Here is a 15,921-nt window from a genome sequence, read left to right as displayed (position 1 = left end):
ACCCTACGGCCGCCCGCTCAGCGCGGCGTCGAGGTCCCCGGGCGGAAGGGCGCACCGTGGCCGGGGACGACCAGGGTCGCGAGGTCCAGCACCCGCTCCCGCTGCCGCCGCAGCTCCTCGCGGTCGGGGGCGTAGGGGTCGTCGGCGGGACCCTCGCCGGTCCACCACAGGTGCGTCAGGGCGACGACGTCGTCGGCCGTGCCCACCAGCGTCGTGACGTCCTGCGGCGTGTGCCCGGGCGTGGCCAGCAGCCGGATCGACGGGCTCAGGTCGACGCCGTCGGCCGGGCGCTGGGTGAACACGTCGCCCTCGATGACGGACTGGAAGTCGTGCACCGGGACCACCGGGAACAGCGCCACGTTGAGCGTGTGGTCGAGGTGGTGGTGGCTCAGGACGACGTCGGTGACGTCCTCCGGCCGGACGCCGAGCGCGCGCATCGGCGCGAGGATCAGCTCGCGGTCGGCCACCATGCCGGGGTCGACGACGACGACCCGGCCGGCGTCGCGGACCAGGCTCACCGTGCCGGCGACGTTCGGCAGGCGGGCGTAGCCCTCGACGAGGACGTCGACGCGGGCGGTGCGGGAGAGGTCGGCCACGCGCGGACCGTAACCCGCAGGTCACCCGGCCAGCGACCGGTGGCTCCCCGGCCGGGGCTGCTGCCCCCGGCCGGGGACGGGCGACGGAGGACGTCACCCGCAGTGGCCCCCGTCCGTCACGCAGTGCGACGAGGCCGACCGCGGGAGGCCCAGCGCCGGGTTGCGGTCGAAGAAGCCGACCGGCTCGAGCGTGAACCCGGAGTAGCCGGTCGGCATGACCGGCCAGTCCTCGGGCCGCGGGAAGTGGGTCGACCCGAAGGTGTGCCACAGCACGACGTCGGTGTCCTCCAGCGGGGCGTCGTCGGCGACGAACGCCGGCAGCCCGCCGTCCCCCGGGTGCTGGTTGACGAAGTCGCCGGCCGGATACCGCTCGGCCGGATCGTACGCGGTGACCCACAGGCTCCTCGTCGAGAACGCGGCCCGCTCGTGGATGGAGGACCCCTCGTCGGCCAGCAGCACCGGGCCGTTCTCCGGGTGCAGGGCGTAGCCCACCGGCTGCCCGAGCCGGTTGGTCTTCGACGGGTTGACGACGTGCCAGGTCCGCCCGACGGTGGCGTCGGTGAGCCGCTGGGCCTCCGACCAGCGGGGTCAGCGGGGTCAGCGGGGTCAGCCGGCCGCCGGCACCTCGGCGCCGGTGCCGGCCGGGCGACCTCGACGTGCGTGGGAGCGGTCCCCGGCGCTCACGGGGCCGGGTCCGGGAAGACCTTCCCGGGGTTGAGGATCCCGTGCGGGTCGAGCGCGGCCTTGACCGCCCGCTGCATGGCGACCACCTCGGCGGAGAGCTCGTGGGCCAGGCCGTCGCGCTTGAGCAGGCCCACGCCGTGCTCGCCGGTCACCGTCCCGCCCAGCGCCACCGCGTCGCGCATGATCTCGCCGAACGCGACCTGGGCGCGCGCCCGCGCCTCGACGTCGCCGGGCGGGGTGATGAGCAGCGGGTGCAGGTTGCCGTCGCCGGCGTGCGCGATGTTGGCGATGAGCACGTCGTTGCGGACGGCCGCGGCCTCGATGCGGGCCAGCATCTCCGGGACGGCGGCCTTGGGCACGCAGACGTCCTCGGTCAGCAGCGGTCCCAGCCGTTCCAGCGCCGGGTAGGCCAGCCGGCGCGCGGAGAACAGCGCCTCGGCCTCGGCCGGGTCGGTCGACGCCGCGGCCCAGGTGGCGCCCCCGGCCTCGAAGCAGCGCAGCATCGCCTCGGCCTCGGCGTCCCCGGCCGGGCCCGGGGCGTCGGTGCGGCCGAGCAGCACCACGGCCGCCTCCAGCGACAGGCCCATGTTCTTCCACTCGTCGACGGCGGCCAGGCAGTGCCGGTCGACCAGCTCGAGCGCCGAGGGCGTCACCCCGGCTGCGCCGACGGCCTCGACCGCCCGCCCGGCGTCGACGACGGAGTCGAAGTAGCCGACGACGGTCCGCTCCGGCTCCCGCGCCGGGCGCAGCCGCACGGTCACCTCGGTGACCACGCCGAGCGTGCCCTCCGATCCCACCATCAGCCCGACCATGTCGTAGCCGACGACGCCCTTCGCGGTCCGGCGGCCCAGCCGCACGACCTCGCCCAGGCCGTTGACCACCTCGAGCTCGAGGACGTAGTCGCGGGTGACGCCGTACTTCACGCAGCACACCCCGCCGGCGTTGGTGGCCACGTTGCCGCCGAGGGTCGACCACGGCGAGCTGGCCGGGTCCGGCGGGTACCAGAGCCCCTGGGCGGCGCAGGCGGCCCGGAGGTCGTCGTTGACCACGCCCGGCTGCACCACGGCGTAGCGCTCCACCGGGTCGATCGCCACGACGTCGCGCATGTGCTCGGTGGAGAGCACGACGCAGCCGTCGACGGCGTTGGCGCCGCCGGACAGGCCGGTGCCGGCGCCGCGGGGCACCACCGGCGTCCGGTGCTCGAGGCAGGCGCGCACCACCGCCTGCACCTCGGCGGTGGACCGCGGGCGGACCACCGCGAGCGGGGTGCCGAAAGGCGCCCACTCGGCCTCGTCGTGCACGTAGGAGCGGACGACGTCGTCGTCGCCGAGGACCCGGTCGGCGGGGAGGGCGGCCAGGAGCGCCGCCACGACACCTTCGCGCGCAGGAGCCTGTGTCACGGCCGTCAGTCAAGCACTGGGTCGCGCCCGCCCGCCGTCGCCGCGACGGGTGTCCGGCCCCGCGACAGCAGGAGGGCGCCGGCCGCCGAGAGCAGCATGGCGATGCCGACCAGCCACAGCGCCGGCCGGATGCTGCCGGTGGCGTCGGAGATCCAGCCGGTGAGGTACGGGGCGGCGAAGCCGGCGGTGTTGCCCAGCGAGTTGATCAGCGCGATGCCCGCCGCGGCCCCGGCGCCGGTGAGGAACAGCGGCGGGAAGTGCCAGAAGACCGGCAGCGCGCAGCAGATGCCGACCGCGGTCAGCGTGATGACGGCCATGACGGTGAACGGCGAGTCGAGGTAGAGGGCCACCGGGATGGTCACGCCGCCCAGGGCCGCCGGCACGGCCAGGTGCCAGCGGCGCTCGCCGGTCCGGTCGGAGTGCCGGCCCCACAGCACCATCGTGACCGCGCCGGCCAGGAAGGGCACCGCGACGATCGCCCCGGTCTCGAAGATCGAGTAGGTGGCGTCGAAGCGCTCCGCGAAGCCGGCCACGACGGTGGGCAGGAAGAACGAGACCGCGTACAGGCCGTAGACGACGCCGAAGTAGACGAACCCGAGGCCGACCACCCGCAGGTTCGCCATCGCCCGCCAGGGGGAGGCCTCCCGGCCGGGTGTCGCGCCCTCGGCGGCGATGGTCCGGGCCAGCCAGCCGCGCTCGTCGGCGGTGAGCCACCTCGCGTCCTCGGGGCGGTCGGTCAGGTAGAACCAGCAGACGACGCCCAGCAGGACGGCGGGCAGGCCCTCGACGAGGAACATCACCCGCCAGCCCTCGAGGCCGAACAGCCCGTCGCCGTACTGGATGACCGCGCCCGAGAACGGCGCGCCGAGCGCCGAGGAGAGCGGCACGGCCACCAGGAAGGCGCCGATCAGCTGCACCCGCTGCGCGCGCGGCAGCCACCAGGTCAGGTACAGCAGCACCCCGGGGAAGAAGCCGGCCTCGGCGATGCCGAGCAGGACGCGCAGCGCGTAGAGCCAGCCCGCCGAGTCGACGAAGGCCATGGCGCTGGCGACGACGCCCCAGGTGACCATGATCCGGGCGATCCAGCGGCGGGCGCCGAACCGGTGCAGCGCCAGGTTGCTCGGCACCTCGAAGAACAGGTAGCCGATGAAGAACAGCCCCGAGGCCAGCCCGAACATCGTCTCGGTCAGGCCGAGGTCCTCGCTCATCGTGAGCTTGGCGAAGCCGATGTTGGTGCGGTCGAGGTAGTTGACGAAGTAGAGGAGCCCGAGGAAGGGCACCAGCCGCCACGCGACCTTGCGCAGCGCGCTCCTCCCGACCGGGTCGGTCTCGGTGTGGGTCACGGCTCCTCCAGACGACGTCCGTGCGGGTGTGCGCGGGCAACGGTAGAGAGGCGGGGACGCGTGCCAGGTCGGCGTCCGGGTGGGTGCGGGATGGACGTTCTGGCTCTCGCTCTCGGGAGACGGCGTCCACGACGCTCGGGCGGTTCCCACTCCTGAGGAGGCGCGCATGTCCACCCCCTACTGGGTCGCCGGCCGGCCGGTCACCGGCACCGAGGTGCTCGAGGTCCGCTCGCCGCACGACGGCGCCCTCGCCGGGACGACCACGACCGCCACCGCCGAGGACGTCGAGGCCGCGGTCGCCGCCGCCGAGGCGGTCCGCGCCGAGTACGCCGCGACGCCGGCCCACGTGCGCGCCGCCGCGCTCGACACCGTCTCCCGGCGGCTGGCCGAGCGCAGCGAGGAGGTCGCCGCGCTGATCACCGCCGAGTCGGGCAAGCCGCTCAAGTGGGCGCGGCTGGAGGTGGCCCGCGCGGTGTCGACCTTCCGCTGGGGCGCGGAGGAGGCCCGGCGCTGGTCGGGCAGCCTGCAGCGGCTGGACACCGACCCGGCGGCCACCGGCCGCCTGGCCCTGGTGCGTCGTGTGCCGCGCGGCCCGGTGCTGGGCATCGCCCCGTTCAACTTCCCGCTCAACCTGGTGGCCCACAAGGTCGCCCCGGCGATCGCGGTCGGGGCGCCGATCGTGCTCAAGCCCGCACCGGCCACGCCGCTGACCGCGCTGCTGCTCGGGGAGGTCCTGGCCGAGACCGACCTGCCGGCCGGCGCCTGGTCGGTGCTGCCGGTGCCGAACGAGGTGGCCGCGCAGCTGGTGCAGGACCCGCGGCTGCCGGTCGTCTCGTTCACCGGCTCGGTGCCGGTCGGCTGGTCGATCCGCGAGTCGGCGCCGCGCAAGCACGTGACCCTCGAGCTCGGCGGCAACGCCGCGGCCGTCGTCGCGCCCGACCAGGACGACGTGGCCCTGGGCTGGGCGGCCTCCCGCATAGCCACCTTCGCCATGTACCAGGCCGGGCAGTCCTGCATCTCGGTGCAGCGGGTGTTCGCCCACCGCGCCGTCGCGCAGGCGCTCGGCGACCGGGTGGTCGAGGCGGTGGGCAAGCTGGTCACCGGCGACCCCACGGACGACGCCACCGACGTCGGCCCGCTGATCGACGAGCAGGCCGCCCGGCGGGTGGAGAGCTGGGTCGCCGACGCCGTGGCCGCCGGCGCGCGGGTCCTCACCGGCGGCACCCGCGAGGGCGCCTCCTACGCGCCCACGGTGCTCACCGACGTCCCGGCCGACGCCAAGGTGTCCCGCGAGGAGGTCTTCGGGCCGGTCGTCGTCCTCGAGACCGTCGACTCGGTGGACGAGGCGTTCGCGCGGGTGAACGACAGCCGCTTCGGGCTGCAGGCCGGCGTCTTCACCCGCGACCTGCAGGTGGCCTTCCGCGCCGCGCAGGTGCTCGAGGTCGGGGGCGTGATCGTCGGTGACGTGCCGAGCTTCCGCGCCGACCAGATGCCCTACGGCGGCGTCAAGGACTCCGGCACCGGCCGCGAGGGCGTGCACGCGGCGATGGAGGACCTCACCGAGGAGCGCGTCCTGGTGCTCACCGGCATCTCCGTCTGACCGTGGCGCCGCCCCTGGTGGCCGCCTCCGGAGGCGGCCACCATGGGGCGATGACCGGGACGACGACCTTCGACGTCGAGCGCCTGCTGCAGCTGTGGAGCGATCCGCTGCCCCACGGGCCGGCCGCGGAGGACGCCTTCCGGTCCCTGTACACCGACCCGGTCACGGTCAACGGGCAGTCGCTCACCGTCGCCGACCTCGTCGCCCGGGCGCGCGCCGTGCAGGGCACGTTCGAGGAGGTCGAGCGCCAGGTCGTCTCGGTCGTCGAGGACGGCGACCGGGTCGCGGTGGCCTTCCGCATGGGCGGCCGGCAGGTGGGTCCGCTGCAGACCTCGGCCGGCCCGCTGCCCCCGACCGGCCGGCGCCTCGAGCTGCGGGTGATCGACGTCCTGACGCTCACCGGCGGCCGGATCAGCGAGATCGTCATGGTCGCCGACGAGCTCGGCGCGCTCGTCGCCCTGGACGCCGTCCGGCTGGCCCCGCCGACGGATTGATCATCGAGTCGTTGCCGCCGACACGCGCCGACACGCTGCGCGGGGCGGCAACGACTCCATGATCGACGAGCCGGGCGCCTCAGCTCTCCAGGTTGGCCATCACGTGCTTGATGCGGGTGTAGTCCTCGAACCCGTACATCGACAGGTCCTTGCCGTAGCCGGAGTGCTTGAAGCCGCCGTGCGGCATCTCGGCGACCAGCGGGATGTGCGTGTTGATCCAGACGCAGCCGAAGTCCAGGGCCCTGCTCATCCGCATCGCCCGGCCGAAGTCCCGCGTCCAGACGCTCGAGGCCAGCCCGTACTCGACGCCGTTGGCCCAGGCGAGGGCCTGCTCCTCGTCGGAGAACCGCTGCACGGTGATGACCGGGCCGAAGACCTCCCGCTGCACCAGCTCGTCGTCCTGCCGGAGCCCGGCGACGACGGTGGGCTCGACGAAGAAGCCGCGGTCGCCCTGGCGGTGGCCGCCGGCGGTGATCTCGGCGTGGTCGGGCGCGCGGTCGAGGAAGCCGGTGACGTGCGCGAGCTGGTTGGCGTTGTTCACCGGGGGGACGAGCGCGTCCTCGTCACCGGCGCCGCCCTCGTACGTCGTCCGGGTGTTGCGCGCCTGCTCGGACAGCGCCGCGACGAAGTCGTCGTGGATGCCCGGCCCGGCCAGCACGCGGGTGGCGGCGGTGCAGTCCTGCCCCGCGTTGAAGTAGCCGGCGACCGCGATCGCCTCGGCGGCGGCCTCGAGGTCGGCGTCGTCGAAGACGACCACCGGGGCCTTGCCGCCGAGCTCCAGGTGCACCCGCTTGACGTCGCGCGCGGCCGACTCGGCCACCGCCATGCCCGCGCGCACCGACCCGGTGATCGAGACCATCTGCGGGGTGCGGTGCTCCACCAGGGCCCGGCCGGTGTCGCGGTCGCCGCAGACCACGTTGAGGACGCCCGGCGGGAGGAACTCCGCGGCCAGCTCGGCCATCCGCAGCGTCGTCGCCGGGGTGGTGTCGCTGGGCTTGAGGACGACGGTGTTGCCGGCCGCGATCGCGGGCGCGAACTTCCAGACCGCCATCATCATCGGGTAGTTCCAGGGCGTCACCTGGCCGATCACCCCGACCGGCTCGCGCCGGATGAAGGACGTGTGCCCGGCCATGTACTCCGCCGCGGCCTTGCCCTCGAGGTTGCGCGCGGCGCCGGCGAAGAACCGGATCTGGTCGACCATCGGCGGGATCTCCTCGCTCGCGGTCAGCCCGAGCGGCTTGCCGGTGTTGCGGCTCTCCAGTGCCACCAGCTCCTCGCCGTGCGCCTCGATGGCGTCGGCGAGGCGGTACAGCGCCAGGGACCGCTCCGACGGCGTGGCGTCCCGCCAGCCCGGGAAGGCGCCGGCCGCCGCGCTGTAGGCACGGTCGACGTCCTCGGCCGAGGACACCGGGGCGGAGGCGAACACCTCGCCGGTGGCCGGGTCCACCAGGTCCATCCGGTGACCGTCGGTGGCGTCGACGTGCTCCCCACCGACGAAGTTGCGCAGCTCGAGCTTCTCGCTCACCGCAGGTCCCTCTCGTTCGACTGTGCTGATCCGATCGTCATCGTGCCTCGGGACCGTCGAACGGTCCAGTCTCCGGGTTCAAAACCTGCGGATTCGGTCGTCCAGCGGTCTCGGCCTCGACCTCGGCGAGGATCTCCGACCCGGTCACCACCGTCTCGGCGAAGTGCCGGTGCATCCACGCGAGGTGATCGTGGCGGCTGCGCATGATCCGGAGGGTGTCCCAGTTGGGGAACACCTGCTGCAGCACGTGCTCCTGCATCAGTCGCGGGTCGACCTCGTAGACGTGCTCGAAGGTCGTCTGCGCCACCTCGCTGGCCCGCAGCGCGGGCGGCGGGGTGTGCTGCTCGGCGAACCGGTACGGCGCGGTGGCCGCCGGTCCGGTGGGCTGGTCAGTGCCGGACATCGGGGTCCTCCCCGTAGGCGCGGTCGAGCAGGTACTTGCCCGGGTTCATGACGTTGTTGGGGTCCAGCGCCCGCTTGACCTCGAGCATGACGTCGAAGCCCCTGCCGAGCTCCTGCGGCAGCAGGTCGACCTCGCCCTCGCGGCAGGACCCGTGGCAGGCGCTCATCGAGCCGCCGTGCGCGATCGCCACCGCGGCGATGTCCCGCTTGGCCTGCACCCAGGCCGCCCAGGCGGCGTCGTCGAGGCGCTGCTCCCAGATGCCGACGTCGATCTCGGTCAGGTAGTCGACCCCGGTGCTCGCCGACGTGTAGGCGAACATCCCCCAGTCGTCGAAGACGTCGGTCTTCCGGCGCAGGTCGGCCAGGATCTCGTGCCAGGCCCGGCTGACCGCCGGCACGTTCGAGAAGTTGACCGCGGCGTCCTCGCAGTGCCAGGACATCGGGATGACCTGGCCGTCCTTGGTGCGGCCGTGCAGGGGGGTGGCGTAGCGGTCGTGCCGCGCGGCCCAGTCGCCCTCGGAGATCTCGTCGCCCAGGTAGCGGGCGCCGTGCTCCTTGGCGATGCGGAACAGCCGCTTGCCGCCGGCCCGGACCTCGTCCTCGTAGCCGTACATGACCGAGCAGACCAGCGCCCGGACGTCGGAGGGCTGCGGGATGTAGGCCTCGTCGTCGCGGCGCAGGTAGGCGACCTTGTGCTCGTCGAAGAGCACCGCGCCGGCGAAGGTGGCCACCCCGGCCCGGGCCAGGGCGCCGGTGCAGGCGTGGGCGTCGTCGTAGCTGTCGAACGCCCAGAACGGCGAGAGCTCGGCCTCCGGCTTGGGGAACAGCTTCAGCGTCGCCCTCGTCGCGATGCCGAGGGTGCCCTGGTGGCCCATGAACAGGTGCTTGAGCTGGTAGCCGCTGGAGCTCTTGCTGATCTTGCGCCCGATGCCGTCACCGACGTGCAGCACGTCGCCGGTGGGCAGCACGTGGTCGAAGCTGAGCACCAGGTCGCGGGTGTGCCCGTAGCGGGAACCGATCAGCGACCAGCCGCTGGTGCCGATCCGGCCACCGACCAGCGAGCACGGGTAGGACGCCGGGTCGTCCGGGTAGAAGAGCCCGTGCTGGGCCAGCCGCTCGTTGAGCTTGAGCATGCTGATGCCGGTGCCGACCGTGACGGTGCGGTTGACCAGGTCGAGCTCGTGGATCTGGTTCATCCGCTTGACGTCGACGACGATGCCGCGGCGCATGGGCACCGCGCCGTCGGTCAGCCCGGTGCCGCCGTCCCGGGGGACCACCGGGACGCGCAGGTCGTTGGCGATGCGCACCACGGCCGCCACCTGCTCGGTCGAGGTGGGCAGCACCACGAGGTCGGGCACGCGCTCGGACCAGCGGTGCACCGGGAAGGGCGCGGGCACCCGGGCGCGGTTGTAGCGGTCGGTCTTCGCCAGGAGGATCTGGTCGTCGGCGAGCACCGGCCGCAGCGCCGCGACGAGGGTGGCCAGGCGGGCGTCGTCCATCGGCTCCGTGGTGAACGGGGCCGTGCCGATCGTCCCGAGGGTCGGTTCGGTCGTCGTCATGGTCAGTGCCCTCCGCACCCGCAGCCGCCGGAACCGTTGCCGCACCCGCCGCCGCAGCCGCCGCCACCGCAGCCGCCGCGTGAGCTGCCGGAGGCCCGCCGGGCCCGGCCCGGGACGCCGGTGCGCTCCTGCGCGAGCCGGCGGTCGCCGACGTCGCCCCGGGAGCCGCCCACGGTGATGCCGAGCGACTGGGCGAACAGCTCGTGCAGGTCGACGACGTCGATGTCCTGCGCGTCGCCGGCCTCCGACAGCGGCCGCTCCGACCACGGGCAGGCGCTGACCAGCGTGTCGACGTCGAGCTCGGCGGCCCGCTCCAGGCGCATCGCGCTGATCTTCGCGGTGAGCTCGGGCTTCTCCACGGGCAGCCCGCCGCCACCGCCGGAGCAGTAGGACCACTGGGTGACCCGGTCCACGTCCTCGAACCGCAGCCCGGGGATGGCCCGCAGCAGCTCACGGGGCTCGGCCCAGATGCCCTTGCGCTTGTTGAGCCGGCACGGGTCGTGGTACGTGATCGCCCGGTCGACCGGGACCGAGGGGGTCAGCCTCCCCTCGCGCAGCAGCTGGGCCAGGACCTCGATGACGAGGACGACCTCGATGTCGAACTCCTCGCCGAAGTACTTCGGGTAGTCCTCGGTGAAGCTGATGTAGTCGTGCGGGTCGAGCACCAGCACCCGCTTGGTGCCGGTGGCCCGCCAGTTGTCGAGGTTGTGCCGGGCGAAGCGCTGGGCCTGCTCGGCGTAGCCCATCTCGGCCGCCGGCCCGCCGCAGCACCACTGCTCGCCCATGAGGCCGAACTCGTAGCCGGCCATCTGCAGCATCTGGGCCACCGCCCGCGGCACGGACGTGCGGTAGAAGGCGGCCTCGCAGTCGACGAAGAGGACCGTCTCGCCGCCGATCGGGATGTCGAGGCCCTCGGCCCAGTCGCGCACCCTCTCCTGGCTGACCGGCGTCTCGCCGAGGACGGGCTCGTGCGTGCGCAGGTCGGTGCGCTCGTTCCAGATCTGCCAGTTCGGCTGGTGCACGCCGCTCTCCACGGCCAGGGAGCGCACCGCCTTGACGACGTCGACCGTGCGGGTGCGGAACCGGTAGAAGTCGCCGGTGAACAGCGTGTTCGGGCACCGGAGCTCGCACGCGCCGCACTGGGTGCAGTTGACGTAGTCGGCGGCGATGTCGGCGATGTCGAGCTCGCCGCGCTCCATCGCGATGACGTTGGCGTGGAACGCCGTGGGGGTCCAGGACTCGTTGCGCTCGACCTGGGTGACCGGGCAGACCTCGCGGCAGAACTTGTGGCCCGACGAGAAGCAGTTGTAGGACGTGTTGCGCCACTGCTCGACGAACGCGGCCGTCCTCGGGTCCTGGTTCGGCGGCGGGATCGGACCGGCGAGCGTCTCCGGGTAGTCCGCCAGCTCGGGCGGGTTGGACGGGGCGCCCGGGGTGAACGGCTCGGAGAGGGCGTCTGCTCCCGGAGCCCGCTCGGGCTGGACCTGTGTCACTGGGTGCTCCTCGTCACAGGGCGGCTGGGTCTGCGTCACGCTAACGGTCAAAACCTATGGAATCAACGGTTAAGGCCGTGGGTCGCGGATGGGACACTCGTGGTCACCACGGTCACGGGAGGCGAGGGTGCAACTGCTCAGCGGTGACGCCCGGCGCGCCGTCTTCGCACCGCTCGACGACGGCGCGCTGCGCAGCGAGGCCGTCGTCCGCCGGGTGGGCAGCGCCATCGCCCTCGGTCTCCTGGCCGACCGTGAGCAGCTGCCCACGGAGACCGACCTGGCCACCATGCTCAAGGTCTCCACGGTGACCCTGCGCGAGGCCCTGGCCGAGCTGCGCAAGCTCGGTCTGGTCGAGACCCGCCGCGGTCGCGGCGGCGGCAGCTTCGTCCGGTCGCGGGACGACGTCCTGACCGAGCTCGCCGACGCCCGCCTGGCCGAGCTGGGCACCACGGACCTGCGCGAGCTCGGCGACGTCCACAGCGCGGTCGCGGCGGCGGCGGCGCGCCTCGCGGCGTCGCGGGCCTCCCGCACCGAGATCGCCCGCCTGCGCGACATCGTCGACCGGCTGGCCTCGGCGGGGTCGGTGACCGGCCAGCGGCGGACCGACGGCCGGTACTACATCGAGCTCGCCGCCTGCGCCCAGTCGGTCCGGCTGACCATGCAGGAGATGGACCTGCACCTGGAACTCGGCCAGCTGCCGTGGCCGCCGTCGCACGCCCCCGGGCTGCTCGACGTCATCGTCGCCGGCCACCGGGCCGTCATCGACGCGATCGAGGACCGCGACGCCGCCCGGGCCCGGGCGCTCACCGAGGCGCACATCGAGACCCGCACGGTCTGGGCCATCGAGCTGCGGCTGCAGCGCCTCGGGGACCTGACCGCGCCGCAGCGGGAGGTCTCGTGACCCTCGGGGGAGCGGAGGAGGTCGCGCGGGTCGCCGCAGCGGTGTCCGACCTCGTCGAGCAGGTGTTCGTCACCGTCGCCAGGGTCCGCGAGGCGGTGCTGCGGTCGGTCGAGCGCGACGGGCTGCGGGCCGGGAGGTGGGTCCTGCCGGACGGCGTGCAGGAGCTGCTGCGCGAGCCCGGGCAACTCGCCGTCGGGCTGGGACTGGTCGTCGCGCCCCGGCCCGAGCAGGGCCTGCCGCAGCGGCTGGAGTGGTGGCAGGTCGACCCGGACGGTGGGGAGCTGCACACCCTCGAGCCGGACCTGCGGCCGACCAGCCTGGGCTACTACGACTACACGGCCACCGAGTGGTACGACGTCCCGCGGCGGACCGGGCAGCGACACGCCTTCGGCCCCCACGTCGACGTCCACGGCACCGGGCGCTACGTGCTGACGCTGACCGAGCCGGTCGTGGCCGGGAGCGGGTTCGTCGGCGTGGCCGGCGCCGACGTCCCGGTGCGTCGGTTCGAGACCCACCTGTTGCGGGCCCTCGGCCGCCTCCCGGCGCCCTTCGTCCTGCGCAACGACGAGGACCGGGTGGTCCTCTCCACGGCGCCGCGGTACCTCGTCGGCAGCCTGCTGCCGACAGGAGCCGGGACGCCGGAGTCGGAGGTGCCGGTCCCGGGTGTGCCCTGGCGGCTGCTGCTCGTCGACGGCGGGCGCCTCCTCACCGCCTGACCCGGTCCCGGGGTCCGGAGACCAGAACGAGACCGGACGTCACCGCCGGGTGTCTTGTCCTGTGAACTCTGGCTCTATAGGTTTCCGGCCGACCTTGTGGCCTGGGGCACACCGACGTCCGTCGGTGCGCCGCGCCACCGAGCCGAGGAGACCCGGTGACACCACCCGGAGCACACGGCGGCCCGACCGCCGACGACGCACAGCTCGCCGCGCTGGGCTACACCGGCCAGTTCCACCGCAGCATGGGCCTGTGGGCCAACATGGCCCTCGGGTTCACCTACCTGTCGCCCCTGGTGGGCGTGTACTCGCTGTTCGCCTACAGCCTGTCGATCGGTGGCCCGCCGGCGATCTGGTGGATCGTCATCGTCGGCGTCGGGCAGCTGCTGGTGGCGCTGGTCTTCGGCGAGGTGGTCTCGCAGTACCCGCTGGCCGGCGGCATCTACCCGTGGACGAGGCGGCTGTGGAACCGGCGGTACGCCTGGATCGTCTCGTGGGTCTACATCTGGGCGATCATCGTCACCGTCACCGCGGTCGCCGAGTTCGGCGGCGGTTTCGTGGCCGCGCTGTTCGGCGTCGAGGCCACCCCGGGGGTCGTCCTGCTGACCGCCGTCGCGCTGCTGGTCATCGCCTTCGTCGTCAACTACAGCGGCACGCGCATGCTGGCCCGCATCGCCAAGGTCGGCCTCGCCGCCGAGCTGATCGGCGTCATCGCACTGGGCCTCTTCCTGCTGCTGTTCCGCCGGGAGCAGCCGTTCTCGGTCTTCTTCGACACCCTCGGCGCCGGCGGTGACGCGGGGTACGTCGGTACCTTCCTGGCCGCCGCGCTCTCCGGGCTGTTCCTGTTCTACGGCTTCGAGGCCTGCGGCGACGTCGCCGAGGAGGTCGCCGACCCGACCCGCCGCATCCCCAAGGCGATGGTCCTCACGATCCTCGTCGGCGGCGTCTCCGGCCTCCTCTCCTACGCCGGCTACGTGCTGGCCGCGCCCGCCGCCCAGCTGCAGGCCATCGTGGCGGGGGAGGACGTGGACCCGATCCCGACGATCCTGGTGAGCGCACTCGGCACCGTGGGCTCCAAGGTCTTCCTCGTCGTCACGGTGGTCGCGTTCGTCTCCTGCGTGCTCTCGCTGCAGGCGGCGGGCAGCCGGTTGCTCTACGCCTTCGCCCGCGACCGCATGCTCCCGGCCAGCGGCTGGCTCTCGCACGTCTCCGACCGGCACGCCGTCCCCACGAACGCGCTCCTGGTCGTGTGCGTGGTGCCGGCGCTCATCTGCCTGTTCGTCTACTGGCAGCCCGACAGCCTCGCCCGCGTCACCGCCTTCGCGGTGCTGGGCATCTACATCGCCTTCCAGGCCGTCGTCCTCGCCGCGCTCCGGCAGCGGCTCAGGGGCTGGCGCCCGGCCGGCCTGTGGAACCTGGGCTCCGCCGGTCTGGTCGTCAACGTCCTGGCCCTGGCCTACGGGGTCTTCGCCATCGTCCTGCTGGTCAAGCCGGCTCCGGGGACCGAGACCTTCCTCGACCGCTGGATCGTGGCCGTGGGCCTGGCCGTCGTCGCCGGTACGGGGCTGCTGTACCTGTTCACCGCCCGTCCGGACCGGCACTCTGCGCACATCCCCGAGGGCGATGCCCGCGAGGTGGCCGCACAGCTCCACCAGATCCGGCGCGGCGCCTCGATGCAGGCCCGTGCCCAGGCGAGCGAGGAGATCCGATGAAGTTCAGCTATGCCATGCTCCCCGACTACCCCCTCGAGGAGTCGCTGCGGGCGATCGAGGTGGCCGACGAGCTCGGCTTCCACGCGGTGTACGCGGCCGACGAGACCTGGCACAAGGACCTCTGGCTGCTGTTCGCCGCCGCGGCCGCCCGGACCTCCCGGGTCCGCATGGGTCCCAGCGTCTCGGCGGTCACCCTCCGCGAGCCCACCCTGATCGGGCAGGCCGCCGCCACGCTGGACGAGCTGACGGGGGGCCGGGCGGAGGTCGTGCTCTCCAGCGGCAACTTCGGCCTGCTCGCGCAGTACAAGCTCGACTGGACGAAGACCAAGCCGCTGTCGCGGGTCGTCGAGGGGGTGCACGTGCTCCGGACGTTCCTCGACGACGGTGCCATCACCTTCGACGGCGAGTTCTTCCGCTACGACGGCCTGTTCACCTTCGCCCGGCCGGTGCAGGAGCGGGTGCCGGTGAAGATGGGCGCGATGCGGGGGCCGAAGTCGTTCGAGGCCGCCGCCGAGCACTCCGACGGCTGTCACCACGCGCTGAGCTACACCCGTGGGGCCTACGAGTACGCCGCCGAGCACCTGCGGATCGGCGCCGAACGGGCCGGCAAGGACTGGACGTCGCTGGACTTCGGCGCGTGGGTCGTCGTCTCCGTCGGCCGGGACTCCGCGGCGGCCAAGGACGCCGCCCGCAGCATGGTGGGCATCTACGCCTCGTCGATGCCCGCCGAGCAGCTCGAGCGCAACGGCGTGGACCCCGAAGACCTCAAGCCGATCGTCGACGCGATCGCCGGCGGGGACCTGGCCAAGGGCATCGAGCTGACCAGCCCGGAGCTCGCCGACAAGCTGTCGTTCTCCGGCACGCCCGAGGAGGTGACGGCGAAGATCAAGGAGATCGAGCCGGCCGGCGTCAACCACCTCATCGCCGCCATCACCGACGCCGCCATGGTCAAGGCCTTCACCGGCCGCGAGCTGGCCGGCGTCGCCACGGTGGAGGAGCAGTTGCGGCTGCTGCACGACGAGGTGATGCCCGCCTTTGCCTAGCGGAGCCCGGCCCCCTCGCAGGGCCCCGCCGCGAGCGTGCGAGCGGTGGGGGGCGAGGGGGTCCTTCGTCACCGAGTGGGCGGGTGGAGGGCGAGCCAGAGCTCGGCGCGCACGCCGGGGGAGTCGAGGTCGCGGCCCAGCAGCTCCTCGGCGCGCCGGATGCGCTTGCGCAGCGTGTGCCGGTGCACGCCGAGGCGGGCCGCGGCCGGCTCCCACTGGCCGTGCGCGGCGAGCCAGACCCGCAGCGACTCGACCAGATCGCCGGGGCCGGCCCGGTCGGCGGCGACCAGCGGCGCGAGCGCGGCCTCCGCGAAGGCGGTGGTGGCCGCCGGGTCCAGGAGACCGGCCAGCCCGCGGCCGGCCAGGTCGGCGAAGGCGGTGACCGGCCGCCCGGCGGCCCGGGCGCCCCGGGGCGGGCCCCCCGCCCCGGGGGGCCCCCGGGGGGGGCCCCCCCCC

The 15,921-nt window shown here is 73.6% G+C and carries 14 protein-coding genes and 1 pseudogene; 6 read left to right on the top strand and 9 right to left on the bottom strand.

Annotation, left to right across the window (positions count from 1 at the left end):
- Positions 1–17: 17 nt before the first annotated feature.
- The 4 genes and pseudogenes from ABQ292_RS10020 to ABQ292_RS10005 form a co-directional block, all read right to left on the bottom strand.
- Positions 18–596: an MBL fold metallo-hydrolase gene (locus ABQ292_RS10020; RefSeq protein ID WP_369205806.1), complete on the bottom strand. Its 579-nt coding sequence runs from the start codon at positions 594–596 to the stop codon at positions 18–20.
- A 93-nt stretch (positions 597–689) separates the two neighbouring features.
- Positions 690–1,160, bottom strand: a pseudogene (locus ABQ292_RS10015) (copper amine oxidase); the annotation flags it as partial.
- Positions 1,161–1,276: 116 nt separating this feature from the next.
- Positions 1,277–2,650: an FAD-binding oxidoreductase gene (locus ABQ292_RS10010; RefSeq protein ID WP_369205804.1), complete on the bottom strand. Its 1,374-nt coding sequence runs from the start codon at positions 2,648–2,650 to the stop codon at positions 1,277–1,279.
- 35 nt (positions 2,651–2,685) lie between these two features.
- Positions 2,686–4,023, bottom strand: coding sequence for an MFS transporter (locus tag ABQ292_RS10005; protein ID WP_369205802.1), 1,338 nt, complete (start codon positions 4,021–4,023; stop codon positions 2,686–2,688).
- 166 nt (positions 4,024–4,189) lie between these two features.
- On the opposite strand from ABQ292_RS10005, the gene ABQ292_RS10000 reads away from it, so the two are divergent.
- Both ABQ292_RS10000 and ABQ292_RS09995 read left to right on the top strand, forming a co-directional pair.
- A complete protein-coding gene (locus tag ABQ292_RS10000) occupies positions 4,190–5,623 on the top strand; it encodes an aldehyde dehydrogenase family protein (protein ID WP_369205800.1) in 1,434 nt (477 codons plus the stop codon).
- 50 nt (positions 5,624–5,673) lie between these two features.
- On the top strand, positions 5,674–6,117 hold the full coding sequence (locus ABQ292_RS09995) for an ester cyclase (RefSeq protein WP_369205798.1): 444 nt from the start codon (positions 5,674–5,676) through the stop codon (positions 6,115–6,117).
- 79 nt (positions 6,118–6,196) lie between these two features.
- Here ABQ292_RS09995 and ABQ292_RS09990 read toward each other — a convergent pair whose 3' ends face one another.
- The 4 genes from ABQ292_RS09990 to ABQ292_RS09975 are packed head-to-tail and all read right to left on the bottom strand — an operon-like array spanning position 6,197 to position 11,096.
- Positions 6,197–7,642, bottom strand: coding sequence for a gamma-aminobutyraldehyde dehydrogenase (locus ABQ292_RS09990; RefSeq protein ID WP_369205796.1), 1,446 nt, complete (start codon positions 7,640–7,642; stop codon positions 6,197–6,199).
- Positions 7,643–7,679: 37 nt separating this feature from the next.
- Positions 7,680–8,045, bottom strand: a complete 366-nt coding sequence (locus ABQ292_RS09985; protein WP_369205794.1) for a hypothetical protein — start codon at positions 8,043–8,045, stop codon at positions 7,680–7,682.
- Positions 8,032–9,603: an FAD-binding oxidoreductase gene (locus ABQ292_RS09980; RefSeq protein ID WP_369205792.1), complete on the bottom strand. Its 1,572-nt coding sequence runs from the start codon at positions 9,601–9,603 to the stop codon at positions 8,032–8,034. Before ABQ292_RS09980 ends, ABQ292_RS09985 begins: the two co-directional genes overlap by 14 nt.
- A 2-nt stretch (positions 9,604–9,605) precedes the next feature.
- Positions 9,606–11,096, bottom strand: a complete 1,491-nt coding sequence (locus tag ABQ292_RS09975) for a (Fe-S)-binding protein (RefSeq protein ID WP_369205790.1) — start codon at positions 11,094–11,096, stop codon at positions 9,606–9,608.
- A gap of 127 nt (positions 11,097–11,223) precedes the next feature.
- Between ABQ292_RS09975 and ABQ292_RS09970 the strand changes: the two genes are divergently transcribed.
- From ABQ292_RS09970 to ABQ292_RS09955, 4 genes are all read left to right on the top strand, one after another.
- Positions 11,224–11,997 carry a FadR/GntR family transcriptional regulator gene (locus tag ABQ292_RS09970; protein ID WP_369205788.1) on the top strand — a complete coding sequence of 258 codons (774 nt, stop codon included), beginning with the start codon at positions 11,224–11,226 and terminating at the stop codon, positions 11,995–11,997.
- On the top strand, positions 11,994–12,713 hold the full coding sequence (locus tag ABQ292_RS09965) for a PDC sensor domain-containing protein (RefSeq protein ID WP_369205786.1): 720 nt from the start codon (positions 11,994–11,996) through the stop codon (positions 12,711–12,713). The genes ABQ292_RS09970 and ABQ292_RS09965 overlap by 4 nt, the downstream gene beginning before the upstream one ends.
- Before the next feature lie 155 nt (positions 12,714–12,868).
- Positions 12,869–14,422, top strand: coding sequence for an APC family permease (locus ABQ292_RS09960; RefSeq protein WP_369205784.1), 1,554 nt, complete (start codon positions 12,869–12,871; stop codon positions 14,420–14,422).
- Positions 14,419–15,465, top strand: coding sequence for an LLM class flavin-dependent oxidoreductase (locus ABQ292_RS09955; RefSeq protein WP_369205783.1), 1,047 nt, complete (start codon positions 14,419–14,421; stop codon positions 15,463–15,465). The genes ABQ292_RS09960 and ABQ292_RS09955 overlap by 4 nt, the downstream gene beginning before the upstream one ends.
- A gap of 68 nt (positions 15,466–15,533) precedes the next feature.
- Here ABQ292_RS09955 and ABQ292_RS09950 read toward each other — a convergent pair.
- Positions 15,534–15,921 (bottom strand): PucR family transcriptional regulator (locus ABQ292_RS09950; protein WP_369205781.1); only part of this gene is annotated, 388 nt, incomplete at its 5' end.

Origin of the sequence: Geodermatophilus maliterrae (assembly GCF_041018925.1) — a bacterium.
GTDB lineage: Bacteria > Actinomycetota > Actinomycetes > Mycobacteriales > Geodermatophilaceae > Geodermatophilus > Geodermatophilus maliterrae.
This window is presented reverse-complemented; position numbering and strand designations above follow the sequence as displayed.

Coding starts and splice junctions, on each gene's coding strand:
- ABQ292_RS10000 (WP_369205800.1), top strand. CDS start 4,190: ATGTCCACCCCCTACTGGGTCGCCGGCCGGCCGGTCACCGGCACCGAG.
- ABQ292_RS09995 (WP_369205798.1), top strand. CDS start 5,674: ATGACCGGGACGACGACCTTCGACGTCGAGCGCCTGCTGCAGCTGTGG.
- ABQ292_RS09985 (WP_369205794.1), bottom strand. CDS start 8,045: ATGTCCGGCACTGACCAGCCCACCGGACCGGCGGCCACCGCGCCGTAC.
- ABQ292_RS09980 (WP_369205792.1), bottom strand. CDS start 9,603: ATGACGACGACCGAACCGACCCTCGGGACGATCGGCACGGCCCCGTTC.
- ABQ292_RS09955 (WP_369205783.1), top strand. CDS start 14,419: ATGAAGTTCAGCTATGCCATGCTCCCCGACTACCCCCTCGAGGAGTCG.